We start from the raw sequence: 18110 nt of genomic DNA on the forward strand, positions 1-18110 counted from the left end.
AATTTCCAACTTAAAAGCCGGCAACACTTTTTGTGATTTGTGAAAAACAAGTCAAAAAACCGATAATTAAAAAATAACACCAAGTCTTAACCGCAATACGATCAGTCTCCCGCTAAAAACTGCCACCGAAAAAATCACGTTAATGAAAAATTTCAGTCCAGATTTAGTGCAGCACATGGTATTTGAGCTGATTCACCTACTGCCGAATCTCTCGCGGGATTTCATTCCTGACAGCACTCGTGGCTTGTCGCCTAATCATTCAGCATGACAATCATATGCAGGAAAAAGACACCATTATCAATTCCCTCTTGACTTTGTGATGTCTCGGTTACGGCGTTACTGTCGTAATAACGATAATATAATTCAAAATGCAAAAATTACGATTGTTGCATGACGGCAAGTTTATGTTGGCGACAAATTCAGAAGTTAATGCTAAAAAGGTCAGGTTATGGAGACCCACAGCTTAACCAATGAATAAAGTGTTTTACCTGCTCCGAGCGGCTGCAATCGTCTGGATATCACTTCCTGCAGCGGCATACGCGCAGGTGGTGACGCAGTATTTTCCAGGATTGGGTTCCGGAGCGGGCGAACTGAGCGAAGAACCTGCCCAGGTGAAGGCTACCAGTTCGTATCAGCCACTAGGCTATCATTCGGGGCCGCTGACGGTTCATCTGGATGGCGATGAGCGCGCAGGATACACTACCAACGCGGACCAGCTTCAGCATGGCCGCAAAAGCTCCATAATCAATACGCGAGGTCATATCGGGACTGTGTATCTACTTGATCGCAATGATCAGGTCCACGCAGATATCAGTGTTTCCGACGTGCGCTATCCGACCCGTTCCCTGCAAAATCGAACAACCTGGACGGCCAATATAGGCGGCACAAAGCACTTCGGTCGGGATGAACTTGGTGTAGCCTTCACCCACCTTTCACTGGTCCAGATGCCTACCGAGTCGGGCGCTCTCCTTATTCTAGGGCCGGTTCCCTACACCCTTGATGATGGACGGGTCAGCTACCTTTTAACGACCCACGGAAGACTGAGCTTCCAACCTGAACTCTCCGTTCAGCATTATCAGTTCGGCAAGCCTCAGCTCACCGGCATCTCGGAGTTTCAGAACCAGAGTTACCGGGACCGCGTTATCATCAACGAGAACCTCACTGCCCGATATCAGATGATGCAGAACAGTCATCTGCTGCTGCTGCTGCAGGGAACCCAGATCGATTATCAGTCCAGCTATATGGGATTCCCTGCCCGCAGCTCGAACGGCTTCTCTATTCTTGGCGGATATAACTGGAATGAGGCCGGGCCGTTCCAGTTCCGTGTCATGATCGGCTACCAGAGACGAATTTTTTCTTCCGCGCTCTACGGTTCACTCAGTTCTCCCATCGCGGAAGCCTCCCTAAAATGGTCCCCGACCCGCCTGACAACCGTGTCAGCTACGGTCAGTCATGGTATTGAGGATGCCGCCTTCGAAGGCGTGGTTGGTTATACCACCACGAGCGCCAGACTGAGCGTCACCCACGCCTATTCACGAAATATTGTGTTCGAGGCACACGCAGGACTCCAAAAATCCCACTACCCGTCCAGTTCCCCGGCCCTTCTCTCGACTCCCATTGGGCAGGTCGCGAACAGCCAGAGCAGTTATGGCGCCGGCGCAGGCGTTCATGTCTACCTCAATCGCCATGTCAGCCTTGAGCTGAATTACGATTTCTTTAGCCAGAGCGCGTTTCTCGGTCCTCTTTTCCCCACACACGTTGTTATGGCAGGCGTACATTTTGCCTTGTAACAATGCAGCTATTCCTGCTTCCGGGGCTCCGGCGGCAAGCCATCACACCACCTTTCTGAATGACAGGATTTTTCAGAACATGACACCAGGGTGCCCTTCTCCGCTCCGCCGTATGCGCTCGCTTGTTGCTGCCGGAAGCCTCGCCATTTCCCTGGCGGCCTGCGCAGAAGGAGGTAGCCTGAAAACTGTCCCTCCCTATGACCCCGGCACTTATACGCTGGGCGTCGATGACCAGATCAGGGTCATCACCTATGGGCAGGATCAGTTGACGTCTGATTTCCGGGTAGACAGTACCGGCAAGGTCGCCTTTCCGCTGACCGATGGCCTGCAGGCCGCGGGCCTGACAACCACACAGTTCGCTGATGAAGTCAGGCAGGCGCTTGAACACTCCAGAATGTTGCGAGATCCGAAAGTCTCGGTCGAAATCACCGCCTACAGGATGATATCGGTTCTGGGCGAGGTCGCGCGCCCCGGTCAATATCCCTACCAGCCCGGCATGACCATGCTGACCGCCGTGGCGTCGGCTGGCGGCTTTACCTACCGCTCACTCGAAAGCCGGGCCTATGTGATCCGTCAGGAAGGCGAGCAGAGCGTAGTGGGCAAGATCAAGCCGCAGGACTATGTGAAACCGGGCGACGTCATCAAGATCTACGAGCGGCATTTCTGACCCTTCCGCTGGCGGTGACTGAAAGACGGCAGACGGAATCTGTCCGCCGCCTCAGCCCCCCAGAACGCTCTTGAGCGTGCTACCGAGCTCAGCCGGCGTTGGAGCAATATGCACTCCAGCCGCCCGTAGCGCCTCGATTTTGGCCTGAGCCGTGTCGTTTCCACCCGAAACCACGGCCCCGGCATGACCCATGCGGCGTCCCGGTGGCGCGGTGATGCCGGCGACCAGTCCAACCACCGGTTTCGTGATCTTGCTTTCCTGCAGAAACTGAGCGGCTTCAATCTCTGACGTGCCACCGATTTCACCGATCATGATGATTGAATCTGTCTCGGGATCAGCCAGAAAACGATCAAGAATATCGATGAAATCGAGCCCCTTGATCGGGTCGCCACCAATGCCGACGCTGGTGCTCTGTCCCATTCCGAGAATGGTCGTCTGCGCGACCGCTTCGTAAGTCAGCGTTCCCGAACGGGAAACAATTCCGACGGAGCCCCGACGATGGATCGGTCCCGGCATGATCCCGATCTTGCAGGCGTCAGGAGTGATGACGCCCGGACAGTTTGGTCCGATCAGAAGACTTTTGGAGCGGTCCAGCGCTGCACGAACACGCAGCATGTCCTGAACGGGGATTCCTTCCGTGATGCAGACGATCAGCGGCATCTCAACGGAAATGGCTTCCAGAATAGCGTCAGCGGCCCCGGCTGGAGGCACGTAAATCACGCTTGCATCGGCTCCGGTTTCACTGACAGCCTGCTCCATCGTATCGAAAACCGGCAGGCCAAGATGCGTTCTGCCACCACGTCCGGGCGTCACACCGCCGACAATGGTCGTGCCGTAAGCAAGGGACTGTTCCGAATGAAAGGTGCCCTGAGCGCCTGTGAAGCCCTGCACGAGAACCTTTGTGCCCTTATCAACAAGAATGGACATCAGGCAGCCCTCCGTGCATGCACTTCTGCGACAATCTTTCGGGCCGCGTCTCCCAGGTCCGTCGCGATGGTGATGTTGAGGCCCGATTGACGGATCATCGATAGCCCTTCCTCAACCAGAGTTCCGGCCAGCCTGATGACGAGTGGCACTTTCAATCCCTCTTCCTTGCAGGCATCGATCACAGCGCCTGCAATCAGGTCGCATCGCATGATTCCGCCGAAAATATTGACCAGAACCCCTTCAATCTTCTGATCCGACAGAAGGATACGGAAGGCCGCACCGACCTTTTCCCTTGATGCGCCGCCGCCGACATCCAGAAAATTCGCCGGGGCCTCTCCTTCTTCGTGAATGATGTCCATGGTCGCCATGGCGAGACCGGCTCCATTGACCATGCAGCCGATGGTCCCATCAAGACTGACATAGGACAGGCCGAAGCGGGCAGCCTCCTGCTCACGAGGGTCTTCCTCATTAGGATCGCGCAGTTCAGCAATCTGAGGGTGTCTGAACAGGCCGTTGTCATCGAACGCCATTTTGGCGTCGAGAGCCATCAGGCCGCCTTCCTTCGTGACCACCAGCGGATTCATCTCGATCATCGACGTGTCGAGGCTGGTGAAAGCCGAATAGGCGCTCCTGATTATGGTGGCAAATTCATTGATCTGCGGCCCCTGCAAGGCAAGGCCGGTGGCGAGAACCCGTGCCTGATAATCCCCGAGGCCCAGCTCAGGATCAATCCAGATTTTCTGAATTTTCTCGGGCGTCTTTTCCGCAACGTCCTCGATACTCATGCCCCCGGCCTGTGAAGCGACGATCATGATCTTCCGCGCACTCCGGTCGATGAGCATGGAAAGATAAAGCTCCCGTTCGATCGCACAGCCTGCCTCGACATAGAGTTTATGTACGACACGGCCTGCCGGACCTGTCTGACGCGTGATCAGCGTCTTGTTAAGCATCTGATAAGCCGCATCCTTTGCCTCATCTGCATTTCGGACGAGACGCACTCCGCGAATTTCAGGGTGGTCTTTAAAATGACCAGCTCCACGCCCGCCCGCATGAATTTGCGCCTTGACGGCACAAATGGGCGTTCCAAGAGAGCGAACAGCCTGCCGGGCTTCCTCCGGAGAATGGATGAGCACTCCTCGGGGTGTGGGCACACCATAAGAGCGCAACAGCTCCTTGGCCTGATATTCGTGGATATTCATTGAGACTTCTCCGCCATAAGGAGGACACTGCAGACGGTCATCGCTCACATGACGAACATCTGTTACGGGTCAATCTATAAGCCGGCCTGATGAATCAGCACTACACGGGATGCTTCAATCTTTAGTGCCCTATAAAATATGTCCTGTCTCGAACCTCACACCATGTGAAACTGATTTAATAGAAAAATACAATAACACACTGATAATAAAATATATTTTTATTATATTTCAATTCAGTCTTCTATGGCGCTTCTGTCTTTTGGATAATCACTTCCCACCTCAAAGACGTGTGACTGGTCGTGAGCGCATCATCCGCCTACCGTGAAACCCAACACGACAAATCAAAAATGAACGGGACAGAACGCCATGGCTTCCACCATTCCTGATGAAATGACCGCCATCATTCTTGATGAACCGGGAGGTCCGGAGGTTCTTCACACCGACAAAGTGCCCACTCCCTCACCAAAGCCGGGCGAAGTTCTGATCCGCGTTGAAGCCAGCGGCGTCAATCGCCCAGACATCATGCAGCGCAAGGGGTATTATCCACCACCACCCGGCGCCAGTCCCTTGCTCGGGCTGGAGATTGCGGGGACTGTCGTAGCGCACGGAAGTCCACTCTCAGGCACTGAATTTCCAGCAATAGGGAGTAAAATCTGTGCTCTCACTAACGGTGGAGGATATGCGGACTACTGCGCCGTTCCCGCATCCCAATGCCTGCCCTGGCCGGATCATTATGATGCTGTAAAAGCGGCCGCCATTCCGGAAACTTTTTTCACGGTCTGGTCCAATCTTTTCACGACAGCGGACCTGAAAAAAGGCGAGACCGTTCTGATACATGGTGGCGCAGGCGGCATCGGCACAGCAGCCATCCAGATCGCCAAAGCCATGGGCGCCATTCCACTCACGACCGTCAGTGATCCCGAGAAAGGCGAATTGTGCGAGAAACTTGGTGCGATCGCCATCAACTACAAGACAGATGATTTCGTTGAAAAAGTCATGGAGCACACCGGCGGCAAAGGTGTTGATGTCATTCTCGACATCATTGGTGGCCCCTATTTTTCACGAAACCTCAAAGCGCTGGCCATGGATGGCCGGCTCGTCATCATCGCTTTTCAGGGAGGAGCGAAGGTGGAAGAATTTTCGCTTACACCTCTGATGACAAAGCGCCTGCATGTCACGGCGACCGCCCTGCGACCGCGCAGCAAGGAGTATAAGGCGACCGTTGCTGAGGCGCTGAAGACCCATATCTGGCCCTTGCTCGATAGCGGCGCTCTGGAGCCGATCGTCCACACAACTTTTCCTCTTGCGGAAGCAGCAGAAGCGCATCGGCTGATGGAGAGCAGCAATCACAGCGGCAAGATCATTCTGACGCATTGAGCGCCATAATACAGATCTGTCAAACGACATCATTAATCAGGATAATATTCTGTTTTTATAATATTATTTTACGAAAAGAGAATGATATATGCTTCTTCACGCTCTTGATCGCGGCCCCGAAAACCCGTCCGGAAACGCCACTCCCATTGTTTTCATCCATGGTCTTTTCGGCCGGGGACGGAATTTCGGCTTCTTCCAGAGACGACTTGCGGACACACGGCGCACAATAGCGCTCGACCTTCGCAATCATGGCGAGAGTCTCCACGGCCCCATGGACTACTCCACCATGGCCGAAGACGTTTACGAAACACTGAACCACCTTGGAGTTCACTCCGCCATCATTGTCGGTCACTCGATGGGGGGCAAAACCGGAATGATGCTGGCTCTGCAGCATCCCTCGATGGTCGTGAGGCTGCTTGTCGCGGATATTGCGCCCGGTGAAGGTGGCTTTGCGCAAGGGCACGACCTCGCGGCAAGGCTGGCGGCGTTGCAGTTTCCCGAGCATCTGAGCCGGGTAGAAGCCGATACTCTACTGGCGACTGTCATCAGCGAACCTGAAGTCAGAAATCTCATGCTGCAGAATATTGAACTGGGGGAACATCCTCACTGGCAGATCGGGATCAGTGAAATCGCAATGGCGATGCCGCAGATCATCGGCTGGCCGGATATTCCTGATGGCGAGACTTATGACGGACCAACACTTTTTGTGGCAGGCCAGCGTTCCCATTATATCGCTCCGGAAAATTATCCGGTCATGAAAAAGCTCTTCCCCCGATACACGCTGAAGACGATTGAAGGGGCTGGCCACTGGGTTCATGCGGAAAAACCGAATGAATTTTATGAAATACTGTCAGATTTCATCAAGGAGACCTGAGGGAGTGGCAGTGAAAACACGTCTAAAAAATATACCGAAATCCGCTTTTTCCTGCACTGCAAACAGGAATCGTCATCAGGGCAGACAGCTTGATCCGGTGACGGCATAATTCATCCATGACGATCCCTTCCGTTTCCCCATCTCCAGCATCTGCCCCCCTCCTGTCACGCAAGGAGCGTCACCAGGAAGGGAGGATGCTACGTCAGTCAGTCCCCAGATCCTCCCACGCGGAGTGGTCTCCTGCCAAAAACCGGTCTGACCCGCTTGACCTGCTCACCCGACAGAACACGCACCGCATCACCAGCCTGATCGCGGTCCGTTACGAACGGATGAGGGCGTCTCCCTTCGCGTTTCTGCGTGGGTCTGCGGTCGTGATGGCCTCAGACCTGTCAGGCACCCCCACAAGCGGTTTAACGGTGCAGGCCTGTGGCGACTGTCACCTTGCCAATTTCGGAAGCTACGCCTCGCCCGAAGGTATTCCGGTCTTCGACATCAACGATTTCGACGAGACATATCGCGCTCCCTTCGAATGGGACATCAAGCGTCTCGGCACATCTTTTGTCCTCGCTGGACTGGAGACCGGCCTCTCCTCTCATGGCGCGCGTGACCTCACTGATATCATGGCCCGAACCTACTGCGGGGAGATGCATCGTCTTGCCAGACTGAGCCCACTTCAGGTCTGGCTCAATCGCATTGATCTCAGGGACGCGATCGAGCATTTCGATGATGCAAAGACACGGCGCACCACGGAAGCGCTGTTGAAGAAGCGTCTGAACAGCACCAGTAAAGGCTTTGGTCTGATTGGTGATGATCGCAATGCGCCCTCTCTTCGGGAGCGTCCACCACTGGTGATGCGTCTGCCAGATCAGGATGATGCCACCCGGCAGGCTTTCGCCCGCTATGTGGCCACGCAGCCGCCGGAACGTCTGGCTCTTCTGAAGCACTATGCTCTACGCGACGTGATCTTCAAGGTCGTTGGGGTTGGTAGCGTCGGCACGTTTTGCGCCATCGGCCTGTTCACTACAGCGGATAACGAGCCTCTGCTGCTTCAGATCAAGGAGTCTCAGGAATCCGTGCTTGCGCGTTACACGGCTTCAGCACCTCACATCCATAATCAGGGTGAGCGTGTTGTCACCGGCCAGCGCATCATGCAGGCGGTTTCAGATTCTTTTCTTGGGTGGACGCACAGCGCAGGCGACGATGGGGAGCAATCCGAAGCCGATGCGGATCTGCCGGCAAGCCAGTCGAAGCGGCAATTCTATGTGCGCAGGGTGAAAGATACACGCCTCGCGGCAATAGGCGCAGATTTCGCGCAGGAAGGACTGGAGGACTATGCAAAGCTCTGCGCACGTGCGCTTGCCCGCGCCCATGCCCGGTCAGGCGATCCAGTGGCGATCGCAGCCTATCTGGGCAAAGGGACAGCCTTTGCCGATGCTATCGCCGCATTTTCGGTCGCGTATGCCGCCCAGACCAAGCACGACTGGAAGAAGTTTGTAGCAGTGACCACCGGCAAGTCGGCGCCGTCAGCGGACAAATCGTCCCGGACATAAAGTCCTGCCTGCTTTCCCGCGATTCGTGCGTGGAAAGCAGGCTTTATCACCGCAGGCAGAAATGGCGCGCTTATGCCTGCCCAGCCTCATGAGACAACACGACACGACCGGTCGGCGTGTCGATCTCATCCAGAACAACCCGATACCCCCACAGATCCGCCAGAGCGTTCAAGGTCAGTTTCATGTCGTTGTCAGCCAGAACCTGGCCTGACTTGGTGCGATGCTCCAGTCTCAGGGTTCTATCGCCAAGTGTATCCACATCCACGATTTCTATCTCGGTGTACCATGCCGAGGGATCGTAGGAAGCCGCGACAGTCCGGCGGATATCACGATAGCCCGCCTCGTCATGAATGGCGTCCACCAGCAGATACGGATCGCGGGTATCGTCCAGAAGCCGGAACATGCGGAAGTCCCGCATCACTTTTGGCGAGAGGAACTGAAGCACGAAACTCTCATCCCGATACTCCGCCCAGGCATGACGCAGGGTCGCGTAAGCGTCTCCGTTACCCGCGATATCCGGCTGCCACCGTCGATCCTCCTCTGTCGGATCAGTGCAGATGCGCTCGATGTCCTTCATCATCGCAAAGCCCAGCGCATATGGATTGAAGCTGGTGGAGCCCTGCTCATAACCGAACTGGGCGATGACATTCGTGGTCGAGTGGATCACCTCCATGAAGGCTGCGTCGTCGATAAGACCTTTCTCATGCAGGCGACTCATGATGCGGTCATGCACCCACGTCGCACATCCTTCATTCATCAGTTTGAGCTGAGGCTGTGGATAGAAATACTGGGCGATCAGGCGGACAATGCGGATGATTTCCCGCTCCCACGCAGTCAGCCGTGGGGCATGTTTCTCAAGGAAATAGAGGATATTTTCCTCGGGCAATCCAAGCCGACGGCGAAGCGCCTGCTTTTCACCATCCCCGAAAAATTCCGGCTCACTCCCCTGTGGCAATGTGCGCCACAGATCGTTGAAAGATCTGTCCTCGTAAGCCCGACGTTCACGCGCCCTCGCCTGCTCGTCCTTCAGGTCGACACGCCGTGACCCGCTATGCCGATTGACGCCCTGTCCCTGCAAGGCGTGCGCGGCGTCCAGCACGCGCTCGACCGCCGCCTGTCCATGGATTTCCTCACAGCGGGAGATATAGCCGCGGGCAAACTCCAGATAGTTCAGAATCTGCGAGGGATCGGTCCATTCCTGAAACAGACGGTTGTTCTTGAAAAAATGGTTGTGGCCGAAGGCCGCGTGCGCGATCACCAGCGCCTGCATCGTGGCGCTGTTTTCCTCCATCAGGTAGCTGATGCAGGGATTGGAGTTGATGACGACTTCGTAGGCAAGTCCCATAAGCCCCCGGCGATAGGCGTTTTCGTGCCCTGCGAAACGCTTGCCATAAGACCAGTGGTGATAATTGATCGGCATGCCACTGGCCGTATAGACATCCAGCATCTGCTCTGAGGTGATGACCTCGATCCGGTTTGGAAAAACGTTGAGGCCAAGCTCCTTTTCCGCAATCTCCTCAATGGCGTTGTAGCAATCGCGGATAATGGTGAAATTCCAGTCCGCGCCCTGATAGAGCAGCCCTGTTCCCGTCATGCGTGGCTGGCCTCCCCGGTTGTCTTGCGTGCAAAAAGATCGCGGAAAACAGGAAAGATTTCCTTCCGGTCACTGACCTGACGGATCGCGAGATGCGGCTGTTTTTCAGCAACGCTGCGATAGGCCTGCCAGAGATCCGTCTCTCCCCGAATGATCGCCCCTGAGCCCGTGACCTCGATGTAGGCGTAATACTGCACAAGCGGCAGGATCTCTTCACCAAGCAGTCTGACGACCTGAGGAGTATCCGATGGAGAGTTGTCTCCATCCGACGCCTGAGCGACGTAGATGTTCCATTGCTGGACTGGATAACGCGCCCGCTGCACCTGCAGCATCTCTTCCAGTGCTGTGGAAACAACGGTGCCGCCGGTGCGTGGATCGTGGAAGAACGTCTCCTCATCGACCTCTTCAGCCGTTTCCGCATGCCGGATAAAGACAACATCGAGTGTCTTGTATCGTTTTTCCAGAAAGACATGCAGTAGCAGGAAGAACTGCTTGGCCAGATCCTTCATCCGTTCCGTCATGGAGCCGGACACATCCATCAGGCAGAACATCACCGCTCTGGTGGAGGGTTTCGGTGTCGGAGCAAACCGCCTGTAACGCAGATCAACCGGATCAACCCACGGAATACGGTTCATCCGTTGCCGAAGGTTTCCACGCTTTTCACGAAGCTCTTCCAGTTCCTCAAGCTGCGCCGAAGAAAGAGGACGCACCTCTTCCAGTTCTGTAATTCTGGCTTCAATCTCATCAAGCTCGGCAGGTTTCGGACGCCCCAGCCCGATACGTCGCGCCATGGAATAACGAATGGTCCGTCCCAGATCGAGTTGCGAAGGGGAGCCGTCGTTACTCAGGCCTGCCCGACTTGGGGCGGCCGTTTCTGTGGCGGAGATTTCCCTCTTTATGAGGTCGGGAAGTTCCAGATCATCAAAGAACAGGTCGAGGAACTCATCACGCGAGAGGATGAAGCGATAGGCATCCTCGCCGCCGCCATCGGTGCCGGCCTGTCCGGGTCCACCACCCTTCCCGCCTCCGCCGGAGGGTGGTCGCCGCAGTTTGTCGCCACGGGAGAACTCATGGTTCCCCGTCAGAATAATATGTCGTTCTCCTTGCGTGAAAACGCGATGAAACCCCGGTTCATGCAACGCATCAGCCGGAATGGAGACAGCCTTGCCGTCTCCAATTTCACGGATTTTGCCGTTTGCCACGGCATCCCGCACGGCCTTCTGAACCGCGCCTCGTGCCCTTTCCAGAGCACGTCGACGGTTTTCAAGGTTTTTGCCATGTGGATTGGATCGTCTGTCAATAATGTCCAAAGCGCACCCCTGATCTGTGGGCGTATGTCAGGCAGACTGTTTTACCCGCATGTACCATTCAACGAGCCGACGGACCTGACGCTCCGTGTAGCCGCGCTCCATCATGCGTTCGACGAATTCGTCATGTTTGCGTTCGGTTTCACCGTCTTTCTTGGAACCAAAGCTGATGACGGGCAGAAGATCCTCCACCTGACTGAACATCCGTTTTTCAATCACGTCGCGGATTTTTTCGTAGGATGTCCACGATGGATTCCGTCCTCCGTTGGACGCCCGCGAACGCAGGGCGAACTTCACCACCTCGTTGCGGAAATCCTTCGGATTGGCGATTCCTGCCGGTTTTTCAATCTTTGTCAGCTCTGCATTCAGAAGATCACGATTGAGCATCTGTCCGGTATCAGGATCCTTGAAGTCCTGATCCTCGATCCAGGCATCCGCGTAATCAAGATAGCGGTCAAACAGGTTCTGTCCGTAGTCACTGTAACTTTCCAGATAGGCTTTCTGGATCTCGTTACCGAGGAACTCCGCGTAACGTCCCGCCAGTTCGGATTTAAGAACCGCGAGATAGTTCGCCTCCACTTCCGCCGGGAACTGCTCACGTCTGACGGCGTGTTCAAGGACGTACATCAGATGAACAGGATCGGCAGAAATCTCTGTTGAGTCATGGTTGAAGGTTGCAGACAGCACCTTGTAGGCGAAGCGCGTGGAGATACCATCCATACCTTCATCCACACCCGCAGCGTCCCGATACTCCTGCATCGTGCGGGCCTTGGGGTCTGTCTCACGGATATTCTCGCCGTCATACACCCGAAGCTTGGCGTACTGCGTTGAATTGGGGTGTGTTTTCAGCCGCGACAGCACAGCAAAGCGAGCCAGCATATCAAGCGTATTGGGTGCGAGCGGCGCTTCCTTGAGAGCCGATGTTTCCACCAGCTTTTCATAGATTTTGGCTTCTTCCGTCACGCGCAGGCAGTAAGGCACCTTGATGACGCAGACACGGTCAAGGAAGGCTTCATTGGTCCGGTTGTTACGGAAGCTCTGCCACTCCGCCTCGTTGGAGTGAGCCAGTATGACGCCAGTAAACGGAATGGAGCCGATATTCTCCGTCCCGACATAGTTGCCTTCCTGCGTCGCAGTCAGCAGCGGATGCAGCATCTTGATCGGCGCCTTGAACATCTCGACAAACTCGAGAACACCCTGATTAGCGCGGTTAAGGCCGCCCGAAAAGCTGTAAGCGTCCGGATCGTTCTGGCTGTAATGTTCGAGCTGCCGGATATCGACCTTTCCGACGAGCGCCGAGACATCCTGATTGTTGTCGTCACCCGGTTCGGTCTTGGCGATGGCAATCTGGCGCAGCTTGGACGGGTTCAGCTTGACCACGCTGAAGCGCGACAGATCACCGTCGAATTCATCCAGACGTTTGAGCGCCCAGGGGCTGGCGATCCCTGTCAGAACACGCCTGGGAATGCCGTAATCACGCTCAAGCGCCTCGCTCATGGTGAAAGGATCGAACAGACCCAACGGGCTTTCAAAGACAGGGCTGAGGTGCTTTCCCGCCTTAAGCACATAAATCGGCTCATGCTCCATCAGGGTCTTGAGGCGTTCGCCAAGCGAGGATTTACCGCCACCCACAGGACCAAGCAGGTAGAGAATCTGTTTCCGCTCTTCCAGTCCCTGGGCTGCATGACGGAAGAAGCCGACGATCTGCTCGATCGTCTCTTCCATGCCGTAAAAATCCTTGAAAGCAGGATAGATGCGAAGCGTGCGGTTCATGAAGATCCGCGACTGGCGGGGATCGCGGGACGTATCAACCATGACCGGCTCGCCGATGGCCTTCAGCATACGTTCTGCCGCGCTGGCATAGCAGGATGGATCAGTCCGGCAGGCTTCGAGATATTCCGAAAGGCTCATTTCAGTCTCGCGGTGCCTATCTCGCATCGCGGTTGCCAGGGAAAAAACGTCAGAGACAGAAGCCATCAGTACCGCTCTCCGGAAATTTCAGAAATCAGGATCAGAAATGTTACGCGATAGAAGAAAACCTTTCGGACATCGGGTATCCCCTCTGTAGTCATCGCTCGTTCAGCCTGCGTGTCCCATTACAGCATCGCAATGAAAAGAGAGTGAACGAGCCCGTTCCACATGACAGTGTCGGAAATCAGGACTTGTCAGTTTGCCCGAAACAGGGCAAAAAGCGCGGTCATTTCCGGCTGTAAGACTACGCTATCGAACCGACGACGATATTTTCAAGAGAAATCGCTATTCTTTCTATTGGCGACGCACTGCGTTGGCAGATTCTCAATAAGTTTTTCTTTTAAAATCAGAGAATTATAAAAAACCTGTCACATTCATGAGGAACTCGTCACATCCGTAGCCGCTATCAGGACGCACAGCTCTCAAAGCCCTGAAAAGGGCCGTCGATCGCGGTTTCTCTTGATAAACACCTCGAATCTCGCGATTCGGGTCAGAAGACGGTCAGGCCGGCGTCTCGAAAATCAGACCATCAAAAGCCGCCTCAACGCCTACGGGAAGTATTCTTTCCAGAGTCGCCCAATCCATGAACGGCCCGAGATGCGTGAGGATTGTCCGCCGTGGCTGGATACGCTCACGCCACTCCAGAACGCGGTCGAGCCAGGCATGGGCCGAGTGAGGCTTCATCTGAAGGCAGTCCACCATCCAGGTATCGACGCCCTCAAGCAGGGAAAGAACCTCATCGGTCAGGGACACGACGTCCGTGCAGTAGGCGAAACCTCCGCAACGGAAGCCAAGAGAGCTCAGTTTTCCGTGGTCCTGTTCGAAAATATCAAGGACCAGACCAACGATCTCGTGCCGCTCGCCCCCCTTGATAAAGCGCGGCTCCACGCCGGGGCGGAACGCATCTTTCGGTGTCCACGGACGGAATGCATAGTCAAAGCGCTCACGGATCTCGGAGAGCGTCGCCTCCGTGCCGAGCACCTCGATCGATCGCTCAAGCGCCCAGTTAAAAGGGCGCACATCATCCAGACCAGCAATATGATCGGCATGGGCATGCGTGTAGAAAATCGCATCGGCATAAGGAATGCCGTTCGCGATCAACTGATTGCGCATATCCGGCCCGGTATCCACGAGAAGACGGCGCCTGTCCGGAGCCTGTATCACAATGGAGGCGCGTGTCCGCCGGTTGCGCGGCTCATTCGGGTCACACTCGCCCCAGGCGCCCCGCCCATCGGCGCCACCAATAAGCGGCACACCGGAAGAACCTCCACAACCAAGAACGGTGATGGTGAGCGCGGTGTCAGTCACGATTGGTCTTCCCCGTGTATTGGACGACTGGATCAGTGTGCGCGGGTAAACAGACGACGGAAATTGGCCGTTGTCGCCTCAATGAAGGCCCTTTCTTCCATGCCCCGCGCCTGCGCGACTACTGCAGCGGTGTAAGCCGTGTAACCCGGCTCATTCCGCTTGCCGCGACGCGGAACAGGCGCAAGGAACGGAGAGTCGGTTTCGACAAAAACACGCTCCAGCGGCACGCCAGCAGCGATATCACGCAATTCCTGACACTTCGGAAACGTCACGATTCCCGAGAAGCTGAGATAGCCGCCCAGTTCCAGCGCCGTCTTCGCCAGTTCCGGACCGGACGCGAAACAATGCAGCAGAAACGGAAAAGCGCCCCGCGTTTCCGTTTCTTCCCGCAGGATCGACGCCATATCCTCATCAGCCTGACGGGTGTGGATAGCCAGCGGCAGACCGGTCAGACGCGCCGCATGGACGTGCTCGCGAAAGCTTGCCTGCTGCGTGGGCCGAACCTCTTCCGCACCATGAAAATAGTCCAGACCACTCTCACCGATCGCCACGACTTCCGGATCTTCCGCCAGTTTCACGATGGCGTCAGCATCCATGGGAGCCTCTTCCATCACGTGATCCGGATGCGTGCCGATGGCGCACCAGATCGACAGGTCCGGTCGGCTGTATCGGGTCAGAGCTTTCTGCTCCGACTGCCGCGATAGCCGCGTGCCGATGGTCACCATCCCCTCCAGACCGAACTCCTTCGCCCGGTCCAGCAGTCCCGGCATTTCCTCGTCCGAGAAATGGTCGAGATGACAGTGCGTGTCGATCAGTCCGGTCATTTTGCCTCACCAGCCTCCGGTTCGACGAAGCGCGGGAAAATCCCTTCCGGCTTCGGCAGCTCGCGGCCAGCGGGAAGCGGCATTTCCAGCGCGTCGAAGTCGCGCTCATCCGGCTCGACACCAAGCTGCGTCAGCATCTTGTCCATGCTCTCCGGAATGTAGGGCTGAAGAACCGTGGCGATGGAACGCAGGGCATCGGCCAGAACACGCAGAACGTCAGCCATCCGCTCGGGATCGGTCTTCTTCAGCGCCCACGGAGCCTGATGGTCGATATAGGCGTTGCAGGCGCGGATCAGTTTCCACGCTTCTTCCAGTGCGTCCGTCAAAGCCACGCGGGCGATCTGCGCCTTCATCACGTCGGGCAGCACGGCCGCCTGTCCCAGCAGATGGGCGTCCGCCTCGGTGTGTTTGCCCTGCGCGGGCAGGATGCCGCCGCAATTGCGGGCGATCAGGGACAGCGTGCGCTGACCAAGATTGCCCAGGTCGTTGGCCAGTTCGACATTCAGGCGGTTGATGAGGGAGCGACGCGACAGGTCACTGTCACCGCCGAACGGCACTTCGCGCATCAGGAAAAAGCGGACCGGATCGACGCCGAATTCCTTCACCAGATCACGCGGGTCGATGACGTTGCCGAGTGACTTGCTCATCTTCTCGCCTTCGACCGTCCACCAGCCGTTGGAGAACACCATGTCCGGCAGGTCGATCCCGGCCGCCATCAGGAAAGCCGGCCAGTAGACCGTGTGGAAACGGGCGATATCCTTGCCGACGATATGCAGGTTCGCGGGCCAGAACTTCATGCGTGGCGCATCGACGTCGGGATAACCGAGCGCGGTCAGATAATTGGTCAGAGCATCGAACCACACATACATGACGTGATCCGCATCGCCCGGAACCGGCACGCCCCACTTGAAGCTGGTGCGGCTGACGGACAGATCCCGCAGGCCCTGCTTTACAAAGCTGACGATCTCGTTACGGCGACCGACGGGGCCAATGAAATCCGGATGTTTCTCGTAGAGTTCGAGCAGGCGATCTTCATAGGCAGAGAGCCTGAAGAAATAGGACGGCTCGCGCATCCATTCCACCGGCGCACCTGTCGGAGCGACCTTGGCGCCGTCCGGACGCGTGGTGATCTCGTCCTCGTTGTAGAACGCCTCGTCACGCAGGGCGTACCAGCCTTCATACGCGCCGAGATAGATGTCGCCGTTGGCCGCAACCTTTTCCCATACGGCCTGAGCGCCTGCGATATGGCGCGGCTCGGTGGTGCGGATGAAATCGTCATAGGAGACGTTCATCGCATCGGCCATGTTGCGGAAATCGGCGGAAATCCGGTCGGTGAACGCCTGCGGAGCCTCGCCCGCCGTCTGTGCCGCCTGCTCGACTTTCTGGCCGTGCTCATCGGTGCCGGTCAGGAAAAACACCTCATCCCCGCACAGGCGATGGAAACGGGCGACGATATCAGCGGCGATGGAGGTGTAGGCATGGCCGATATGGGGCGCGCCGTTCACATAATAGATCGGGGTCGTGACGTAAAAACGGCCGGTCATGTCCTGCTCTTCGTTAAAACTGCCAGCCTGAACGGGCAGTAGGGTGGAGGCTCGCTCACCGTGATGAGACGCCGCGTGATCCTGACTGATGGTGCCCTATCCATATCGGATCGGCGTCCATGACGCGACCCCCGGCGGCGGCAAATCCGCCCTGCCGATTTTGGCGATCAGTTCCGTTGCTCAGCTCTGACGCGTCTGTCCTGCGACAGTCAGCGCCTCAATGATCGCCTCCTGCCTGTCGAGGTTGAAATTCTCGGTTTTGGACCGGATTTCCGCGACTTCGCGCCATGCGTCGGCCAGCCGGACACCGATGTGCAGCCCATCTTTCGACTCAGCGCGCGCCTCCTCGGCAATGGCGCTGCCCAGCAGAGTGAAGAACAGTCCGAACCCGCCTTCTCCAGCCCGCGACAGAGTCTCCGCCGCATCCAGAATACGCCCCGTGGACATCCCCTGAACGGCTTCATGGACCAGCGTGTCGATAGCCCCGCCCTTGTCCGCCAGAAGTGCAATCGCCCTTCCCGGCGAGCCTTCGGCCAGCGGCACGACGCGCTCGATCTCACCGGGCTCGGCGTCAGGCACAGTCGCCCTCAGCACGGCTCGGACATCGCCTTCCCGGAGCGGCGCGACTGGCAGCCTGCGCACGCGGCTGCGGATGGTCGGCAGCAACGCGCCGGGAGTGGCGCTGGTCAGGATCAGAATGGCGCGAACGGGTGGTTCTTCAAGAATCTTCAGCAGCGCATTGGCTGCATTCCGGTTCATCGCCTCGGCGGTATCGACAATCACCACCCGCCAGCCGCCTTCCGCCGCCGTGCGATGCATGAAGGCGTTGATGGGCCTTATGTCATCGGCGACAATTTCACCGCGGAATTTTTGCTTTTTCTCGTCGAAAGCGCGCCCGACCGCCAGAAGATCGGGGTGCGAGCCCGCACTCACAAGACGGCCGGCTGATGACTGCCCATCCTCTGCGCCGAGCAGTCGGCGCGCCATACGGAACGCCAGTGGAAGCTTGCCGATTCCCGCCGGTCCGGTCAGCAGCCAGGCGTGATGCAGTCGGCCGGACGCAAAAGCCTCGTCGAACGCGCTGAAAGCAGCGTCGTGACCCACAACATGCAGCGAGGCCGCACGGGCCGCATCCATCGGCGATACAATCGCGTCAGGATCAATTTCAGCTGCGGATG

General features: G+C 56.7%; 14 protein-coding genes. 5 read left to right on the forward strand and 9 right to left on the reverse strand.

All coding sequences use genetic code 11. The annotated features are described in order from the left end of the window. Positions 1 to 470 precede the first annotated feature (470 nt). The gene (locus A0U92_RS08235; RefSeq protein WP_077812801.1) at positions 471 to 1790 is read left to right on the forward strand and encodes an outer membrane beta-barrel protein; all 1320 of its coding nucleotides are present in this window, start codon (positions 471 to 473) and stop codon (positions 1788 to 1790) included. Positions 1791 to 1869: 79 nt separating this feature from the next. Continuing rightward, positions 1870 to 2457, forward strand: a complete 588-nt coding sequence (locus A0U92_RS08240; RefSeq protein ID WP_077812802.1) for a polysaccharide biosynthesis/export family protein — start codon at positions 1870 to 1872, stop codon at positions 2455 to 2457. A gap of 51 nt (positions 2458 to 2508) precedes the next feature. On the opposite strand, the gene sucD is transcribed toward A0U92_RS08240, so the two are convergent. Together sucD and sucC are read right to left on the reverse strand one after the other, a co-directional pair. Further along, the gene (sucD, locus tag A0U92_RS08245; protein WP_077812803.1) at positions 2509 to 3384 is read right to left on the reverse strand and encodes a succinate--CoA ligase subunit alpha; all 876 of its coding nucleotides are present in this window, start codon (positions 3382 to 3384) and stop codon (positions 2509 to 2511) included. Further along, positions 3384 to 4583 carry an ADP-forming succinate--CoA ligase subunit beta gene (gene sucC, locus A0U92_RS08250; protein WP_077812804.1) on the reverse strand — a complete coding sequence of 400 codons (1200 nt, stop codon included), beginning with the start codon at positions 4581 to 4583 and terminating at the stop codon, positions 3384 to 3386. The genes sucD and sucC overlap by 1 nt, the downstream gene beginning before the upstream one ends. A 366-nt stretch (positions 4584 to 4949) precedes the next feature. Here sucC and A0U92_RS08255 point away from each other — a divergent pair, with 366 nt between their 5' ends. The 3 genes from A0U92_RS08255 to A0U92_RS08265 all read left to right on the forward strand — a co-directional run bounded on the left by A0U92_RS08255 (position 4950) and on the right by A0U92_RS08265 (position 8384). Further along, on the forward strand, positions 4950 to 5960 hold the full coding sequence (locus tag A0U92_RS08255; protein WP_236748322.1) for an NAD(P)H-quinone oxidoreductase: 1011 nt from the start codon (positions 4950 to 4952) through the stop codon (positions 5958 to 5960). An 88-nt stretch (positions 5961 to 6048) separates the two neighbouring features. Further along, positions 6049 to 6834, forward strand: a complete 786-nt coding sequence (locus tag A0U92_RS08260) for an alpha/beta fold hydrolase (protein WP_077812805.1) — start codon at positions 6049 to 6051, stop codon at positions 6832 to 6834. A gap of 116 nt (positions 6835 to 6950) precedes the next feature. Beyond that, positions 6951 to 8384: a DUF2252 domain-containing protein gene (locus A0U92_RS08265; RefSeq protein ID WP_077812806.1), complete on the forward strand. Its 1434-nt coding sequence runs from the start codon at positions 6951 to 6953 to the stop codon at positions 8382 to 8384. A gap of 70 nt (positions 8385 to 8454) precedes the next feature. Here the strand turns inward: A0U92_RS08265 and A0U92_RS08270 are convergent, their stop codons facing one another. The 7 genes from A0U92_RS08270 to A0U92_RS08300 all read right to left on the reverse strand — a co-directional run bounded on the left by A0U92_RS08270 (position 8455) and on the right by A0U92_RS08300 (position 18069). Then, positions 8455 to 9978, reverse strand: coding sequence for a SpoVR family protein (locus tag A0U92_RS08270; RefSeq protein ID WP_077812807.1), 1524 nt, complete (start codon positions 9976 to 9978; stop codon positions 8455 to 8457). Continuing rightward, the gene (locus A0U92_RS08275; RefSeq protein WP_077812808.1) at positions 9975 to 11288 is read right to left on the reverse strand and encodes a YeaH/YhbH family protein; all 1314 of its coding nucleotides are present in this window, start codon (positions 11286 to 11288) and stop codon (positions 9975 to 9977) included. The genes A0U92_RS08270 and A0U92_RS08275 overlap by 4 nt, the downstream gene beginning before the upstream one ends. Before the next feature lie 27 nt (positions 11289 to 11315). After that, positions 11316 to 13262: a PrkA family serine protein kinase gene (locus A0U92_RS08280; RefSeq protein WP_077812809.1), complete on the reverse strand. Its 1947-nt coding sequence runs from the start codon at positions 13260 to 13262 to the stop codon at positions 11316 to 11318. 495 nt (positions 13263 to 13757) lie between these two features. Then, positions 13758 to 14564, reverse strand: a complete 807-nt coding sequence (locus tag A0U92_RS08285) for an MBL fold metallo-hydrolase (protein ID WP_077812810.1) — start codon at positions 14562 to 14564, stop codon at positions 13758 to 13760. A gap of 32 nt (positions 14565 to 14596) precedes the next feature. Next, positions 14597 to 15388, reverse strand: coding sequence for a TatD family hydrolase (locus A0U92_RS08290; RefSeq protein ID WP_077812811.1), 792 nt, complete (start codon positions 15386 to 15388; stop codon positions 14597 to 14599). Further along, entirely contained in the window at positions 15385 to 16932 is a 1548-nt protein-coding gene (metG, locus tag A0U92_RS08295) for a methionine--tRNA ligase (RefSeq protein ID WP_077812812.1), read from the reverse strand. The genes A0U92_RS08290 and metG overlap by 4 nt, the downstream gene beginning before the upstream one ends. A 180-nt stretch (positions 16933 to 17112) precedes the next feature. Further along, positions 17113 to 18069: a DNA polymerase III subunit delta' gene (locus A0U92_RS08300; protein ID WP_187668928.1), complete on the reverse strand. Its 957-nt coding sequence runs from the start codon at positions 18067 to 18069 to the stop codon at positions 17113 to 17115. Positions 18070 to 18110: the final 41 nt, after the last annotated feature.

It is taken from the genome of Acetobacter aceti (assembly GCF_002005445.1).
Lineage (GTDB): Bacteria > Pseudomonadota > Alphaproteobacteria > Acetobacterales > Acetobacteraceae > Acetobacter > Acetobacter aceti_B.

What these genes read in the sequence shown, in the direction of transcription:
- A0U92_RS08300 (WP_187668928.1), bottom strand. Translation starts at nt 18,069, where the DNA reads ATGGATGCGGCCCGTGCGGCCTCGCTGCATGTTGTGGGTCACGACGCT.
- sucD (WP_077812803.1), bottom strand. Translation starts at nt 3,384, where the DNA reads ATGTCCATTCTTGTTGATAAGGGCACAAAGGTTCTCGTGCAGGGCTTC.
- A0U92_RS08290 (WP_077812811.1), bottom strand. Translation starts at nt 15,388, where the DNA reads ATGACCGGACTGATCGACACGCACTGTCATCTCGACCATTTCTCGGAC.
- A0U92_RS08235 (WP_077812801.1), top strand. Translation starts at nt 471, where the DNA reads ATGAATAAAGTGTTTTACCTGCTCCGAGCGGCTGCAATCGTCTGGATA.
- A0U92_RS08255 (WP_236748322.1), top strand. Translation starts at nt 4,950, where the DNA reads ATGGCTTCCACCATTCCTGATGAAATGACCGCCATCATTCTTGATGAA.
- A0U92_RS08265 (WP_077812806.1), top strand. Translation starts at nt 6,951, where the DNA reads ATGACGATCCCTTCCGTTTCCCCATCTCCAGCATCTGCCCCCCTCCTG.
- A0U92_RS08260 (WP_077812805.1), top strand. Translation starts at nt 6,049, where the DNA reads ATGCTTCTTCACGCTCTTGATCGCGGCCCCGAAAACCCGTCCGGAAAC.
- metG (WP_077812812.1), bottom strand. Translation starts at nt 16,932, where the DNA reads ATGACCGGCCGTTTTTACGTCACGACCCCGATCTATTATGTGAACGGC.
- A0U92_RS08280 (WP_077812809.1), bottom strand. Translation starts at nt 13,262, where the DNA reads ATGGCTTCTGTCTCTGACGTTTTTTCCCTGGCAACCGCGATGCGAGAT.
- A0U92_RS08270 (WP_077812807.1), bottom strand. Translation starts at nt 9,978, where the DNA reads ATGACGGGAACAGGGCTGCTCTATCAGGGCGCGGACTGGAATTTCACC.
- A0U92_RS08240 (WP_077812802.1), top strand. Translation starts at nt 1,870, where the DNA reads ATGACACCAGGGTGCCCTTCTCCGCTCCGCCGTATGCGCTCGCTTGTT.
- sucC (WP_077812804.1), bottom strand. Translation starts at nt 4,583, where the DNA reads ATGAATATCCACGAATATCAGGCCAAGGAGCTGTTGCGCTCTTATGGT.